The sequence below is a fragment of the Desmospora activa DSM 45169 genome, from assembly GCF_003046315.1.
Taxonomy (GTDB): domain Bacteria; phylum Bacillota; class Bacilli; order Thermoactinomycetales; family DSM-45169; genus Desmospora; species Desmospora activa.
Genome location: NZ_PZZP01000001.1, coordinates 1289574 through 1303433, shown reverse-complemented (window position 1 = coordinate 1303433; position 13860 = coordinate 1289574). Strand labels below are relative to the sequence as shown.

Genomic DNA, 13860 nt, shown 5'->3' with positions numbered 1-13860 from the left:
CTCCTTTTTCTAACAGCGAACTAGCCTTTTGTTATGGTGTTGAGTCATCGTTTATTCGCCTTTGGAGTACCTGTTCACTGACATTACATAGCATCTTTTCAAGCAAGGAAAGCATGAGCGCATATTCGTCGTCATCCATGCCAGCCCGACTTTTTTCATGAATCTCATCCAAAACAGTCTGTATTTTCGGCACGACCAACCCGCCTGATTCTGTTAAATAAAGCAAATGGTAACGTTTATCGTTGGGATCTGTCTCCCTTTGCACATACCCTTCAGCCTCCAGCTTTTTAATCGCCTTTGCCGTCGTCGTCTTGTCAATCAGAAGTTCTTTGCTCAGTGCTTTTTGCGAAATCCCCTCTTTTTTCGCGATTGTCAACAAGAAGATATACTGCCCGCTTCCGATACGGTATGGTTGAAGGCGGTCTGATATGAGAATTTGCAGATGACGGTAAATAGCCGAAATGTACTTCCCAGGAGTCTCAGTCCCTTCGGAGCAAGACCGAATCGTATGGTTGTCCACCCAAAACCCACCTCAAATAGAATGCTATTGCAACTATTGCTAATATAATGGAGATAGCATGCTATTGCAACTATCATCCTTAGCCATCGGTAATTGCGGAATTTGCACCCATTCACCGGCTGGCGGGACCCCTACCAAGACATTCCGGCTTCGATCTCTTTTATAATCCTGACACTTAAGATGTCAGGATTCAACCTGTATACTTATTAAACCGATTGCCGAAAAGCCTACAGATGAGAGGAGTGAAAAGATGAAGCTGGATCGTTTGCTTGGCATTACGATGGCGTTGATGACGAAAAAAAGGGTAACAGCTGCGGAACTGGCGACCCGGTTTGAAGTATCCATTCGCACCATCTATCGCGATGTAGAATTAATCAATCAAGCGGGCATACCCGTCGCTTCGTTTACCGGTGCCGACGGCGGCTTTGAGCTGATGGACGGTTTCTTCTTGACTAAACAATTCTTCTCCATCGATGACTTTTCGGTGATCTACCATGTTCTTATGAACATGGACGGAGCTCTTGGAGGCCAATTGACCACATTAACAAACAAAGTCGGCAGCCTGCATCCGGCTTTACTAAAAGGAGGGATCAACCCTAAAATCCTGTTTGATCTAAGCTGTGCGGAACGAGAGAAGGCAGTGATTTCCCCTCTCTTCCAAGCGGTTCATCAGACCCGAGTAGTTGAATTCTCATACACAAACGGATCCGGCGAGGTTTCCGAGAGACAAGTAGAACCGAGCCAGCTTTGCTGGGCGTACGGAGTGTGGTATTTGGAAGGATATTGTTTGTTGCGTCGATCCAAGCGAACCTTTCGGATTTCAAGAATTTCGCAGCTTCAGGTTTCCGAGCAAACGTTTCAACCGAGGAAAGAACTTCCGAACTCCTCACCAACAGCGAATCAAGGGATGAAAGTCCATTTGCGGTTTGACTTACATGCACAACCACGAGCCCTTGAACAATTTCAGGATGAGTACATTCACCAAGGCACCCATATCGATGTCCATACCGTTTTCTATTCCAAAGAGTACGCTCTCTCCATCATTTTAAGCTTCGGCTCAAAGGTAGAAATTATTTCTCCTGATAGCTTAAGACAAGATTTAATCAAGCTGACAGATGAAATACGGGGCATCTATTGTAATCGACCAAAGGAGGATGAAACATGACAGTTTTGGTTACAGGAGCGACGGGGACGGTTGGCCGCCATATTGTTGCCCAACTCGTACAAAAAGGGGTCCAAGTGCGGGCACTGACACGCAACCGGAAGAATGCCCGTTTTCCGGAAAATGTGGAGGTCGTTGAAGGCGATCTGATGTCACCGGAAACATTGACTCCTGCCCTTCGGGGTGTTACCGCCCTCTATTTGATTCCATCCAGCGACCAGGCTGGCTCCACATTGGAAACCGGTCCGGAAGTGATTGAACAGGCAGTGAAAGCCGGTATTCAACGCATTACTTTTTTAACGCTATATGGAGAAGGCCCGGTCGAGGAAGCCATTCAACACAGCGGTCAGCAATGGACATTCATTCAACCGGTCGGATTTATGGCCAACGCACTGGATGATTGGCGGGAATCGATCCGTGAGGAAGGAGTTGTACAGGTGCTGAATGGCACCGCTAAAGGAGCGCTTATTCATGAGAGAGACATTGCTGCGGTCGCGGTCGCAACCTTGCTGGAAGATGGCCACCATGGTCAGTGTTATACCCTCACCGGACCAGAAGCGATTTCGACGGTTGAAGCCGTGGAGCTCATCAGCAAAGCGATTGGTAAAGACATCAAAGTGGAGGAGTTGACCGAGGAGCAAGCACGGCAACAGTGGCGGGAAAAAGGATATGACGAGGAATCGATCCACTTTTTTATGGAGATGAACAACAATCCGCCCGCAATCGGTTATACCGTTTTACCGACTGTTGAAAAAGTAACCGGACGCCCGGCAAAAACGTTTGCGGAGTGGGTAGCCGAGCATAAAAGCCAGTTTATGTAGTCTGTTAGAGGCGGATTGAGGCGAAATGGACTAAACACTGAAGGGAATGTGATTATGAGTAACACACAGACCTTCCGAGGATTTGCCACCATCAGTTACTGGGCGGATAATTTGCCAGCCGCAAAGAAATGGTATACGAAGTTGCTAGGTATCGAGCCGTACTTTGAACGCTCAGGAGCAGACGGGCGGCTCGGTTATGTCGAGTTTCGCCTTGGGGATTATCAGCATGAGATGGGCTTGATCGATCGCCGATACAAGCCAGATGGTGCAATGTCAGGACCGGGCGGTGCCGTTCTGTATTGGCACGTCGACGATGTAACCGCAACCCTTGAGAGACTGCTGTCCATGGGAGCGAAAGAGTACGAGGCACTCACCCACCGTGAGGAAGGATTTATCACCGCTTCCGTAGTCGACCCCTTCGGAAACATCCTTGGCATTATGTACAACCCACACTATCTGGAGATTCTAGGATCAACCAAAAAGAAGTGACCTGCACGGATTCATGTATGCCTTGATTTAACATTCAAAGGAGGCCGATCACCCTTTTCAGGATGTCAGGTGACGGCTTCCCATTCAGTTAAACTCAATGAGGCGGTTCATGATCCTCAGAAGGTGACCGATATCCGACATATGTAGGCCGGTCGTCGGCTCGTCCATCACCTGCTCTTTTTACGATAAAGATGCATGGTTATGGGAACAAAGATCAACATCATAGCGAGAGATATCAGCATGACCACAGCGATTTGTTCCCATGTGGCGGTACCATGCATCAACCCTCGAACCGCTGTTACTAATGCTGAAATGGGATTAAGCGCTACAAACCAACGCAGAAAAGACGGTAAAGTCCCAGGATCAATAAACGCGTTACTGACAAACGTGAGCGGGTACAAAAACATCATACTGGCCATCATGAGGGATTTATCAGATCTAGCCACCAGTCCGAATGTAGTCCAGACCCATGACAAGCAAAAAGAGAATACTAAGATGATCAAAATCGCCCCTGCAACACCACTAAACCCACCATCTGGTTGAAACCCGAGTAATAAACCAAGGGAGACCATCACGACACAAGCCATTGTATAGCGAATCGTATCAACCAATAATAAGCCGACTAATGAAGAGGGCAGCCAGATGGGTAACGTTCGAAATCGATCAAAGATCCCTTTATTGATATCCTTATTGACATCCAACCCTGAATAAATCGTAATCTGCGTGACAGTCATGACAAGGATTCCCGACAATAAAAATTGTAGATAATCATTGGCCGACCCCGCGATCGCTCCGCCGAATAAATACGTAAACATAACCAAAACAACAGCCGGAAAGACGACGACATCAAAAAGTTGCTCAGGGAAATGTTTCATTTTAAGCAGTGATCGTGATGCAAACGTGAATGAAGAATATAGAGCATTTGGGGGATTGGGGCGTTGGTTGGAGTAAATCACATCATGGAAACGATCTTCCTTGTTATAGGCTTTATTCATTTTGCTACCTCCTGCATGTTATTTCTCTTTTATCGCTTTTTGACTGGTTAAAGTTAAAAACACCTCATCAAGGCTGGGTTGTCCCAGTGAAAAATGATTTACCGTGATATCGGTATATACCAATTCACGAAGGACCAATAATTCATCTGCGCGTACTTTCGCCTGTTTACGAGAAAAACCCATGAGTCGAGAAATGGGAACGAGATTTTCAAAACCCGTTAGGTCTTCATCAATAGAAGTATACTGACCAGTCAGGCTAATGCACTTCCTAATTGCGTCGGTCTCCGATATTAGATCATGTCCAAAGATACTTGCCTGCCCCTCATCCGGTCGTAGCAGTGTCGAGAGCATCCGTATGGTCGTCGTCTTTCCCGCGCCATTCGGCCCTAAAAAACCGTAAACGGTCCCCGCTTGAATCGATAAATCAACACCATCTACCGTCCGTTTCTTCCCGAAGGATTTAACGAGCCCTTTTGCTTGTACGGCGACTTCATTCACAGCGATCACCTCATTTAGAGCTGTTCTAATTTTTAATCCAATACTGACTACCATCTTTGTTACGGTCCATAAACCCATATTCAATGAGATAACGCCTGATCGTAGCGAAATCCTCATAAATGGAGCTTAAGATCTGGTTCACTTCTTTTTCGGTATAGATTTTATCCGGTTCAAACCGATTCAAAATATACTGCAACACAATAATCTTGCGTTTCTCTTTGCTTGGAAACGTCTTCAGCCTGCCGTTTTGAAAGTATGTTTCCAATACCTTATCTCTCTCCATAACTGTAATCGCATAACGCTCATCGACCATGGTTGCCCCGCTATGGATATCGATAAATTCATCATCACCAACATTCTTTTCGTCTTTTAACAAGCCCATGATCGCAAGAAAAACCTTGGCCTGCTTCTCTTTTTCCTTAAACTTGAACCGATGGTTTCGGATAGTAGAAGTGCTGCCGCCGTTTAGTTCTGCTACGATCTCTTTGTCGCTCAATCCTTGCTTAAAATAACGCAGCAATTCTTTTTGATGCTCGGATAACCCTGTATATTTTTTTCCCATGGCAAGCAAATGTTCGAACATTGATCCATGCGCACGATTGACATGAAAGACGATCGCTTTCTTGGCTTCATATAAAGTTCCATCAATCGGATAAATCACACCCTCCTCAAACCTCTCTTGGCATAGCAGACAGGTATAATGACCACTTGCTTTCTCATAAATAAATCCTTGTTTCAATTCTTCCACCGATGCGGTCCAAAATCGTTCAATCGTCATTTTTGTAAACAAACCACCTATTCGTTTATTATATACACAAACATATTATAATAACGTTTAGTGAAATGCAATGTCACTTTATGTTGAAATATTTACAGAAAACCCGGTCCCTTGTAGGGTACCGGGTTTTGAACGCACTTTTATGGTGATTATGCTTGAATAATTCCTGCTCATATCGCCTATTGCCCTCGACAAGAGAAAAAAGTTGCTTCACTTTTTCCTTGCCAGCAAATTGATCATGCTCGCCTACACAGCGCTAGACATTGAATGCTTCCAAGCTACACCTTGACTACTTTTAACATTTGGCGAATGGCTCCAAGATGATATGCCGAATGAGCCAAAGAAGATAACACTTCATTGGCCAGTAGTTCATTCCATTCAATAGTATCAATCGATTCTAAAAATGTTAAGTATTCGTTTCGCAACCTTTCCTGAATTCGGTTCCATTGCTGCTCATCTACTGAATGAATATCCCAACTCTTTCCCCAATCCATTTGCGGTTGTTTTCCTTTTTTTAAGATTTCATTGGTTCCCCACATGTGATAGCGGATGTGATCAGCATGTGCAGCCAATGTTGTTCCATGAACTGACATTGAGGCTTGGTCGCAAGACATTCCCTCTAGTACACCGAAAATTCCAGAATTCGGTTCAGAATTTGTGAACCAACTTCCTTTTATAGGAACTGGGGGTCCTTCGAATGTTTCTTTTACCATCGTTTTAACCGAGTTTCTTAATGTTTCACTCATGTTTAGCCCCTCCAATAAATTTTGTTATGCAAACACACAACTGCCAATTGCGAACTGATTTCAAAGATACTTTTGCAAAACGACTTTATGAGTGAAATCAGAACATTGTTCACAGAAGTATATAACCCTCTATAACTATATTGGTGGTTATATTGTAAAGTGGTTGATTCTAACTGTCAATACCTTTTATAATGGTTATAAGAAAAATTCAAAGTACTATTGCTCGGACTGTCAAAATACTTACGGTAAGACAAGGAGAAGTCACATGTCTGATATAAATAAAGATGTACACAAGCATGATTTACTTGGCGGATGCTTGTGTTTGGATTTTGCCAATACAGTAAGTTGGCATGATAGCAGTGAGAAATCACAGGAGTTGCTGACGAGTTACGAGAAGCTGGTAAACTGGAGTTTGCATGCCAATATTCTTAAGAAACAACAATCGCTTTCACTACTAAAAAAAGCAGAAAATCAACCTTCTAAGGCAAAAGAGGTTCTTCAACAAGCTATTGAGCTGCGGGAATCGATTTACCAAATTTTTAGTCTAGTATCAAACAATGAAACACCAGCCTCTAAAGATCTTTCTATTTTGAATGAAGCCTTAGGCAATGCTTACGGGAGAATGAGAGTAGTGCCTGGTGAAAATAAATTTTCATTACAATTTTTGAATTGTGAAGAAACATTAGACGGAATGCTACCACCGATTGTTCGATCTGCTATAGACCTACTTATTTCTGAAAAAGAACTAAGTAGGGTAAAAAAGTGTGAAGGGGATCCGTGCGGTTGGCTATTTTTGGATACAAGCCGCAATCGTAGCAGACGTTGGTGTTCGATGGCAGACTGCGGGAATCGTGCAAAAGCAAGGCGGTTTTATCATAATAAAAAATAATAGCTCCTAATACATGGCATAATGCCAACATCTTTTCAAACATGGGTTTCACCTAGTCTTTACGCAGCTACTGATTTGTACTTTACTCCTGAAGATAGCACATATGAGACAGAACAGTTGCCGAATACCGCCTTTCGTCATTGAGTCAATTTGGGGTCATTGCTGGGCGTGCAACTAAAGCAATTGCTTGAAATCTAGCAGCAATAAACAATAACAAATGCTATCATAGGCCACCACTTTTGAGGAGTCGGATGCAAAGAAGTTGTTTCTTTTTCCCAAAATCTCTTCTCGTCGATCCATTAAAAGGGCATTTATTATGTGCTCATTCGCTGCCCTTACATTATCTGTGTAGATGTATTTTCGTTTTATGTCTAGCAAGTCTTTAGGGTTACATCTGGATTATCAGTATTGTTGTAAAAAACGCTTGACAAATATCCGATAAAAGGGAAAACTAATTATAAACCAACCGTTTGGTTTGTTAGAAGCGAGGTGAAATGATGATTAACACAAAAGAACATATTTTAAATGTTTCATTAAAACTTTTTATGCAAAATAGTTACAAAGAGGTCACCTTGAAAGAAATTGTTAAGCAGACAGGAATGTCAAAGGGGGCATTTTACCATTATTTCGAGAGTAAGGAGCAGCTTTTTATTGAGGTAATTAATTTTGCCTTTTCTTCGGTGATGGAAGTTCCTTATAGTAACTTTAGTAAGAAATCTTTTTATCAATTTTATCATGATTATATCAATTACTTTATAAATGAAGAGGCTAGTAAGTTGACTGTAAATTACATTTCTCTTACTTTTGATGCATTAAAGTTTGTTCCTGGTTTCCAGAAAAAACTTCTTGAATCTCAACAAGGGCAAATGAAGGCTTGGAAGGATATCATCCAAGCAGCTAGAGAGCAAGGCGAAATCAACTCACCAATGAAAGATGAAGAAATCGCAAGGATGTTTATCTACTCGATTGATGGATTCGGTTTGCATAGTGTATTGGAACAAGCAGATATTGAAGATATTAGGAATTCTTTATTGACTCTATGGAATAGTTTCTACGAGGAATTGAAGGTTTAATTTTTTTGAAAGCCACAAACCGACAGGTCGGTTTGTGGGGTGTTCCAAACAGCAAAATACATTCAAAATATAAAAGGGAGTGAGATCGATGAGTACTAAAATCAAGCATATTCATCATGTAGGCCATGTTGTAACAGATATGGAAGTTGCCCTTGAATTATACCGAAAACTTGGCTTCGTATGTCCTAACCCATCTTATCCAACGATGGCTGAAAAAGAAGGCGAGGCCCCCAAGCCACTTGGTGCGGCAAATACACATGCTACATTTCTTCATAATTTTATCGAAATCGTTACTGTAGTTGATGACGAAAAACGAATTCCTCGTAATGCCAACCTTGTCCCCCTTCAAGCTCCACCGACTGTACTTCCTCGAATTCTTGACAATATTCGCCGTACTGTTTCTAAAATTTCTAACTGCCTATCACGTTTTGAAGGAACACATATTTTGTGCTTTTGTACATCTGATGCAGAAGCATCTGCGGCCCAATTGGACCAAGAGGGTGTCAAACATAGTGGTGTTAATCCCACTCAACGCCCTATAGAAACCATCAATGGAAAGAAAATGGTTCCTTTAAACGTTATAGAAATTGATGGAGAAGATGTTCCCGAAGGTCGACTGGCCATTGCAGATAATCCGTCATTCGATATTTTGAAATTACAATCCCACATGGATCATCCGAATGGAGCGTATGAACTTGTGGAAGTAATTCTTTGCGTTGCCGATTCTGAGCTTGATGATTTCACCAAACGCTATCAGCGCTATTTAGGCCATGATGTACAAATGAAGGGAGTGAAACACATTTTTGATCTTAATGGTGCACACATAACAATTGTTCCTAAATCTCGATTAAACGATATTTTGCCAGGTAAAGTGTCGCCACCTTTGCCGGGGTTTGTCGGATATACGGTTGCTGTGCGTGATATCTCCGCTACACGTAAATATATTGAAGAAAATGGATTCCCAGTAGTAGATACGAAAGAGGGAGACATATTCGTGCCAGCTTCCATGTCACTTGGTACTGCTATCATCTTTAGGCAAATTAGGGAGTAGGACGTTAGCTTATACATTGATATTGTGGGTCTATGTGGATAATTTGGTCAATTTTCCACATCCGTACAAAGCTCACCTGTACGTTAAGCAGTCAGTTGTTTGGCTTCGTTTTTCTTTTACAATCCCTTTCTTATAGCCGTTTACCAGGCTTCTTCGAATTGAACTGAACAACTTCATCGCTGGTCAACAACCCACACAGATCAATCGAGACTGCCGCCTCTTCGTCGCTCGTCGCTAATCTCGCTATTTTCGGAGTCGTAGCCAGTTTCGTCATCGCTGTTGGTTTCAGATCCGTTGCTTCAGGGTTGGTGCTGCTTTCGTCGTCGCTCTGTAATCCACAGCCCGTGACCCACAGCAGAAGAAGGGATAACAATATCACTGCAATTTTCTTTTTCATTTGCGCATCCCTTATAATGAAGGTGGTATACGATAGCAAGACAGCTTTTAGGAATGTTTGCTTTACTTCTGCTTCCGGGGATCGCTTATATAAAAAAGAGCGCGGGTGTAATTTTTCTTCCCGCGCTCTTTTGCAATAACTCTCATCCTGTACAAAAAATCTCTTCTCACATCGCCTCTTGCCTCTTAGCTCCCCCTTTAAACTGACTGTTGTACAGATCCGCATAGAAACCGCTTTGTGCCAACAACTCCTCATGTGTCCCCTGCTCGATCACATTTCCTTTATCCATGACGAGGATGCGGTCTGCATCCCGAATGGTAGAGAGGCGGTGGGCAATCACAAAGCTGGTTCTCCCTTTCATCAGTTCGTTCATCGCCTGTTGAATATGCACTTCCGTACGAGTATCCACACTGCTGGTCGCTTCATCCAAAATCAGGATGGCGGGGTCGGCCAGGATGGCACGGGCAATTGTCAACAGCTGCTTTTGTCCCTGTGAGATGTTGGATGCTTCCTCATTCAGAACGGTGTCATAGCCGTCGGGAAGCGTGCGGATAAAGTGATCCGCGTGGGCAGCTTTGGCAGCGGCGACTATCTCTTCTTCCGATGCCCCTTCCCGCCCATAGGCGATATTTTCGCGGATAGTGCCGTTAAAGAGCCAGGTATCTTGTAATACCATGCCAAACATGCTGCGGAGATTGCCCCGTTTCATCTCAGCGATATCAACGCCGTCGATGGTGATCTTGCCGTCGTTTACATCGTAAAAGCGCATCAACAGATTAACCAACGACGTTTTGCCGGCTCCGGTCGGTCCTACGATCGCCACGGTCTGCCCTGGTTGAATATCGATGTTCATGTCTTTCATCAGCATGGCATCCTCTTTGTAGCCAAATTGGACATGGCAAAATTGAACTTGGCCCTGTGGAGACGGAATCACTTTAGCATTTTGAGCTTCTGGTGTTTCCTCCTCCTCGTCGAGCAGTTCAAATACCCGTTCGGCCGATGCGATCGTGGATTGAATCATATTGGCAATATTGGCCATCTGCGTAATCGGTTGCGAAAACTGTCTAGCATACTGGATAATGGCTTGAATATCCCCGATCGCAATCGCCCGTTGTGTTACAAGTACGCCACCGATGACACAGATCAGAACATAGCCGATATTATTGATAAACGTCATTAACGGCATAATAATCCCAGAGATAAATTGCGCTTTCCAACCAGAGTGATAGAGCTTTTCATTTACCTGGTCGAATTGGGCAATCGATTGCTGCTCACGCCCAAACGCTTTGACCACGCGATGCCCAGTAAACATCTCCTCCACATGACCGTTAAGCTCACCCAATGCTTGCTGTTGTCCCATAAAATATCGTTGGGAACGGGAAGCGATTGATTTGGTAACAATAAAGCTGAGCGGCAAAACCAATACGACCACCAGGGTTAATATTGGGCTAATTGTCAGCATCATCACAACGACACCAACCAGCATAATGATCGAAGTAATCAGCTGTGTTAAGCTCTGCTGCATCGTGTTGCTGATATTGTCCACATCATTGACGGCACGACTCAAAATTTCACCGTGGGTGCGGGCATCAAAAAATTGAAGCGGCAATCGCTCCAGCTTTTTGTTTACTTCTTTGCGCAGGTGATAAACAGTCTTCTGCGTCACACCTACCATCATCCATTGTTGAATATAGCCAAAGAGCGCACTAAAGAGATAAAGCCCGCCTAAGAAAAGAAGGATTTGCAGGATATAGCCAAAATCGATCGCCGCCCCTGCGACACCCTCTATTTTCATCGTCATTCCTTCAAATAACTTGGTCGTCACGTTTCCTAACAATTTCGGGCTGATAATGCTGAATACCGTACTGAGCACGGCTGCTACCAATACCGCCAACAAGCGAAAACGATGGGGCTTTAAATAGCCCGCCAGCCGTTTTAGTGTACCCTTGAAATCCTTCGCTTTTTGCACCGGCATGCCGACACCGGGCCCTCCTCCAAACATGCCCCTGCCTGATCCATGTTGATGGCGACTTTGACTCATGCGATCTCCTCCTCCGACAACTGCGAAGACACAATTTCCCGGTAAACGGTACAGGTTTCCATCAGATCCTGATGATTGCCGATGCCTGCAATCTTCCCTTCATCCAATACGATGATCTGATCGGCGTCGATAACGGTACTCACCCGTTGCGCCACAATCAACAGGGTAGAAGCGGTTGTTTCCTCCTTTAGTGCGGCACGCAAGCGGGCATCCGTTTTAAAATCAAGCGCCGAGAAACTGTCGTCAAAGATATAAATGGCAGGCTTTCGTACCAAGGCACGGGCAATCGAGAGCCGCTGCTTCTGTCCGCCGGAGACATTGTTGCCCCCCTGTGCGATCACCGCATCATATCCGTCTTTCATTTCTGTGATAAAGTCTTCCGCCTGGGCGACCTCAGCCGCATGCTTCACTTCCTTATCTGTGGCGTCTTCTTTGCCGTAACGGATATTTTCGGCGATCGTACCAGAGAAGAGAACCGCCTTTTGCGGGACAAATCCAATTTTGGCTCGCAACTCCTTCTGTGACATCTCCCGTACATCCATCCCGTCGATCTGAATACTACCCTGATCCACATCGTAAAAGCGGGGAATCAGATTAACTAGGGTTGATTTCCCTGAACCGGTTCCGCCGATGATCGCTGTCACCTCACCGGGTCTAGCTTGAAAGGAAATGTTGGATAGGGCCGGCTTTTCCGCACCGGGATAATGAAAGCTCACATCCTCAAAAACGACCACACCCTTTTTCTGCGCAGGCTGCTTCACCTCGTTGCCATCCTCAATGTCAGGGATCGTTTCCAGCACTTCATTGATGCGGGTGGCGGATACCGACGCACGGGGGACCATAATAAACATCATCGATGCCATCATCAGCGACATTAGAATCAAAGTGGCATATTGAATAAAGGCCATCAATGCACCGATTTGCATTTCACCGTTGTCGATACGGATGCTCCCAAACCAGACGATGGCAATGGTTGAAAAGTTAAAGAGGAGCATCATGATCGGCATCATCGCCGCCATCAGTTGATTCACTTTCATCGCGGTATCGGTTAAGTCTAAGTTGGCTTGATCAAATCGTCTCTTTTCATGCTCCGTACGGTTAAAGGCGCGCACCACCCGGATGCCGGTCAACCCTTCCCGCAATACGCGGTTTAATTGATCCAACTTTACCTGCATGGCACGAAAGAGCGGCATCCCTTTGCGGACAATCAAAAAAATTACCACCGCTAGGACCGGGATTGCCACAATAAACACCATCGACAGCTTGGCGTCCTGTAAGACGGCCATGATTAGACCACCGATACACATCATCGGGGCCATAATCATCATGCGGAGCATCATCACCAACACTTGTTGCACCTGCGTGATATCGTTGGTCGTCCGGGTGATGAGCGACGCAGTCCCAATCTTATCAAACTCCTGCAATGAGAAGTTTTCCACATGGGAAAACACCTTGCTACGCAGCGTCTTACTAAAGCCCAACGATACCTTGGCGGAACAATAACTAACGACGATGGAGCAAATCATGCCCCCCACCGTTACCAGCAACATCAACACTCCAACCTGCATGATATAAGGGATATCTCCCTGCACAACCCCTTTATCCACAATATCTGCCATCAGCGTGGGCAGATACAGCTCCGCCAAGGCTTGTAATAATACAAACACCAATACCAATACTATGGAAACCCGATATGGCTTCAAATAACGAAACAGTTTACTCATTCACCCTCACCTTCACTCACTTGCGACGGATTTTTTTGTTCGTGGAAGTAACGCGTTGCTTTGGACATAAGTTTGCTTAATTGCAGACTTTCTTTCTCCCCCAAATACGCAACCAACCCTTGAAAGGAGCTTAAAAAGGCATCCTCCGCTTCTTGTTGCACGGCCTCTCCTTGCTCAGTCAATCGGATACGAACAGCACGACGGTCCGCTGGATCCACCTGACGCTCCACCAGCCCCTTTCCTTCTAATTCATTAATCAATTGCGTAACAGTAGGAGGTGTCACTTGAAGATGTTTGCTGATCTCCGACACCTTCATTTCCGGTTTATCGAGGCTCGATCCCCTTTTTATACAAAACAACACCCTCATCTCGCTTGGCTTATACCGGAAAAACGTTTGTTGGTGCTGCCAATTCGTCTTGGAAAACCGCAAAAACGATTTCATCAGTTTTTCTGCTGTTTCATGGTCGTTCAAGTTCATATATCCTCCTGCCATGAATATTAGTTTAGCAACCTAATTATATGAGCGGCTCAACAATCTGTCAACACTCCATTAAAAAAGGAACCCGCATCACTGCAGGCTCCTTCTAATGGCTTGATTGCTTGGGGTTTGTCTTAAACGGTTACCATGGGGCGTATATTATCTTGGCTCCCTCCGTTTATGCACGGGAGATGATT

At 44.6% G+C, this 13860-nt stretch carries 15 protein-coding genes; 6 read left to right on the top strand and 9 right to left on the bottom strand.

All coding sequences use genetic code 11. The annotated features are described in order from the left end of the window. Positions 1–31 precede the first annotated feature (31 nt). Positions 32–520, bottom strand: coding sequence for a MarR family winged helix-turn-helix transcriptional regulator (locus tag C8J48_RS06455; RefSeq protein ID WP_107725499.1), 489 nt, complete (start codon positions 518–520; stop codon positions 32–34). Positions 521–770: 250 nt separating this feature from the next. Here C8J48_RS06455 and C8J48_RS06450 point away from each other — a divergent pair, with 250 nt between their 5' ends. The 3 genes from C8J48_RS06450 to C8J48_RS06440 are packed head-to-tail and all read left to right on the top strand — an operon-like array spanning position 771 to position 2992. Next, positions 771–1685 carry a helix-turn-helix transcriptional regulator gene (locus C8J48_RS06450; protein ID WP_107725498.1) on the top strand — a complete coding sequence of 305 codons (915 nt, stop codon included), beginning with the start codon at positions 771–773 and terminating at the stop codon, positions 1683–1685. Beyond that, a complete protein-coding gene (locus C8J48_RS06445; protein WP_107725497.1) occupies positions 1682–2503 on the top strand; it encodes an NmrA family NAD(P)-binding protein in 822 nt (273 codons plus the stop codon). Before C8J48_RS06450 ends, C8J48_RS06445 begins: the two co-directional genes overlap by 4 nt. 54 nt (positions 2504–2557) lie before the next feature. Next, positions 2558–2992, top strand: coding sequence for a VOC family protein (locus tag C8J48_RS06440; RefSeq protein ID WP_107725496.1), 435 nt, complete (start codon positions 2558–2560; stop codon positions 2990–2992). A 167-nt stretch (positions 2993–3159) separates the two neighbouring features. On the opposite strand, the gene C8J48_RS06435 is transcribed toward C8J48_RS06440, so the two are convergent. The 4 genes from C8J48_RS06435 to C8J48_RS06420 all read right to left on the bottom strand — a co-directional run bounded on the left by C8J48_RS06435 (position 3160) and on the right by C8J48_RS06420 (position 6009). Continuing rightward, positions 3160–3987, bottom strand: coding sequence for an ABC transporter permease (locus tag C8J48_RS06435; protein ID WP_107725495.1), 828 nt, complete (start codon positions 3985–3987; stop codon positions 3160–3162). 18 nt (positions 3988–4005) lie between these two features. Continuing rightward, positions 4006–4539, bottom strand: a complete 534-nt coding sequence (locus tag C8J48_RS06430) for an ATP-binding cassette domain-containing protein (RefSeq protein ID WP_107725494.1) — start codon at positions 4537–4539, stop codon at positions 4006–4008. Further along, positions 4511–5263, bottom strand: a complete 753-nt coding sequence (locus C8J48_RS06425; protein WP_107725493.1) for a DUF2087 domain-containing protein — start codon at positions 5261–5263, stop codon at positions 4511–4513. The genes C8J48_RS06430 and C8J48_RS06425 overlap by 29 nt, the downstream gene beginning before the upstream one ends. A gap of 278 nt (positions 5264–5541) precedes the next feature. After that, the gene (locus C8J48_RS06420) at positions 5542–6009 is read right to left on the bottom strand and encodes a hypothetical protein (protein ID WP_107725492.1); all 468 of its coding nucleotides are present in this window, start codon (positions 6007–6009) and stop codon (positions 5542–5544) included. 265 nt (positions 6010–6274) lie between these two features. Here C8J48_RS06420 and C8J48_RS06415 point away from each other — a divergent pair, with 265 nt between their 5' ends. The 3 genes from C8J48_RS06415 to C8J48_RS06405 all read left to right on the top strand — a co-directional run bounded on the left by C8J48_RS06415 (position 6275) and on the right by C8J48_RS06405 (position 9022). Further along, positions 6275–6898 carry a CGNR zinc finger domain-containing protein gene (locus tag C8J48_RS06415; protein ID WP_107725491.1) on the top strand — a complete coding sequence of 208 codons (624 nt, stop codon included), beginning with the start codon at positions 6275–6277 and terminating at the stop codon, positions 6896–6898. A gap of 497 nt (positions 6899–7395) precedes the next feature. Further along, positions 7396–7971, top strand: coding sequence for a TetR/AcrR family transcriptional regulator (locus tag C8J48_RS06410; RefSeq protein WP_107725490.1), 576 nt, complete (start codon positions 7396–7398; stop codon positions 7969–7971). An 88-nt stretch (positions 7972–8059) separates the two neighbouring features. Next, a complete protein-coding gene (locus tag C8J48_RS06405; RefSeq protein WP_107725489.1) occupies positions 8060–9022 on the top strand; it encodes a VOC family protein in 963 nt (320 codons plus the stop codon). 130 nt (positions 9023–9152) lie between these two features. Here the strand turns inward: C8J48_RS06405 and C8J48_RS06400 are convergent, their stop codons facing one another. The 4 genes from C8J48_RS06400 to C8J48_RS06385 form a co-directional block, all read right to left on the bottom strand. Next, entirely contained in the window at positions 9153–9419 is a 267-nt protein-coding gene (locus C8J48_RS06400) for a hypothetical protein (protein ID WP_107725488.1), read from the bottom strand. A 166-nt stretch (positions 9420–9585) separates the two neighbouring features. Further along, positions 9586–11460, bottom strand: a complete 1875-nt coding sequence (locus C8J48_RS06395) for an ABC transporter ATP-binding protein (protein ID WP_107725487.1) — start codon at positions 11458–11460, stop codon at positions 9586–9588. Continuing rightward, positions 11457–13184 (bottom strand): ABC transporter ATP-binding protein, encoded by a 1728-nt coding sequence (locus tag C8J48_RS06390; protein WP_107725486.1) that lies wholly within the window; start codon positions 13182–13184, stop codon positions 11457–11459. Before C8J48_RS06390 ends, C8J48_RS06395 begins: the two co-directional genes overlap by 4 nt. Further along, the gene (locus C8J48_RS06385; protein WP_245891081.1) at positions 13181–13657 is read right to left on the bottom strand and encodes a MarR family winged helix-turn-helix transcriptional regulator; all 477 of its coding nucleotides are present in this window, start codon (positions 13655–13657) and stop codon (positions 13181–13183) included. Before C8J48_RS06385 ends, C8J48_RS06390 begins: the two co-directional genes overlap by 4 nt. Positions 13658–13860: the final 203 nt, after the last annotated feature.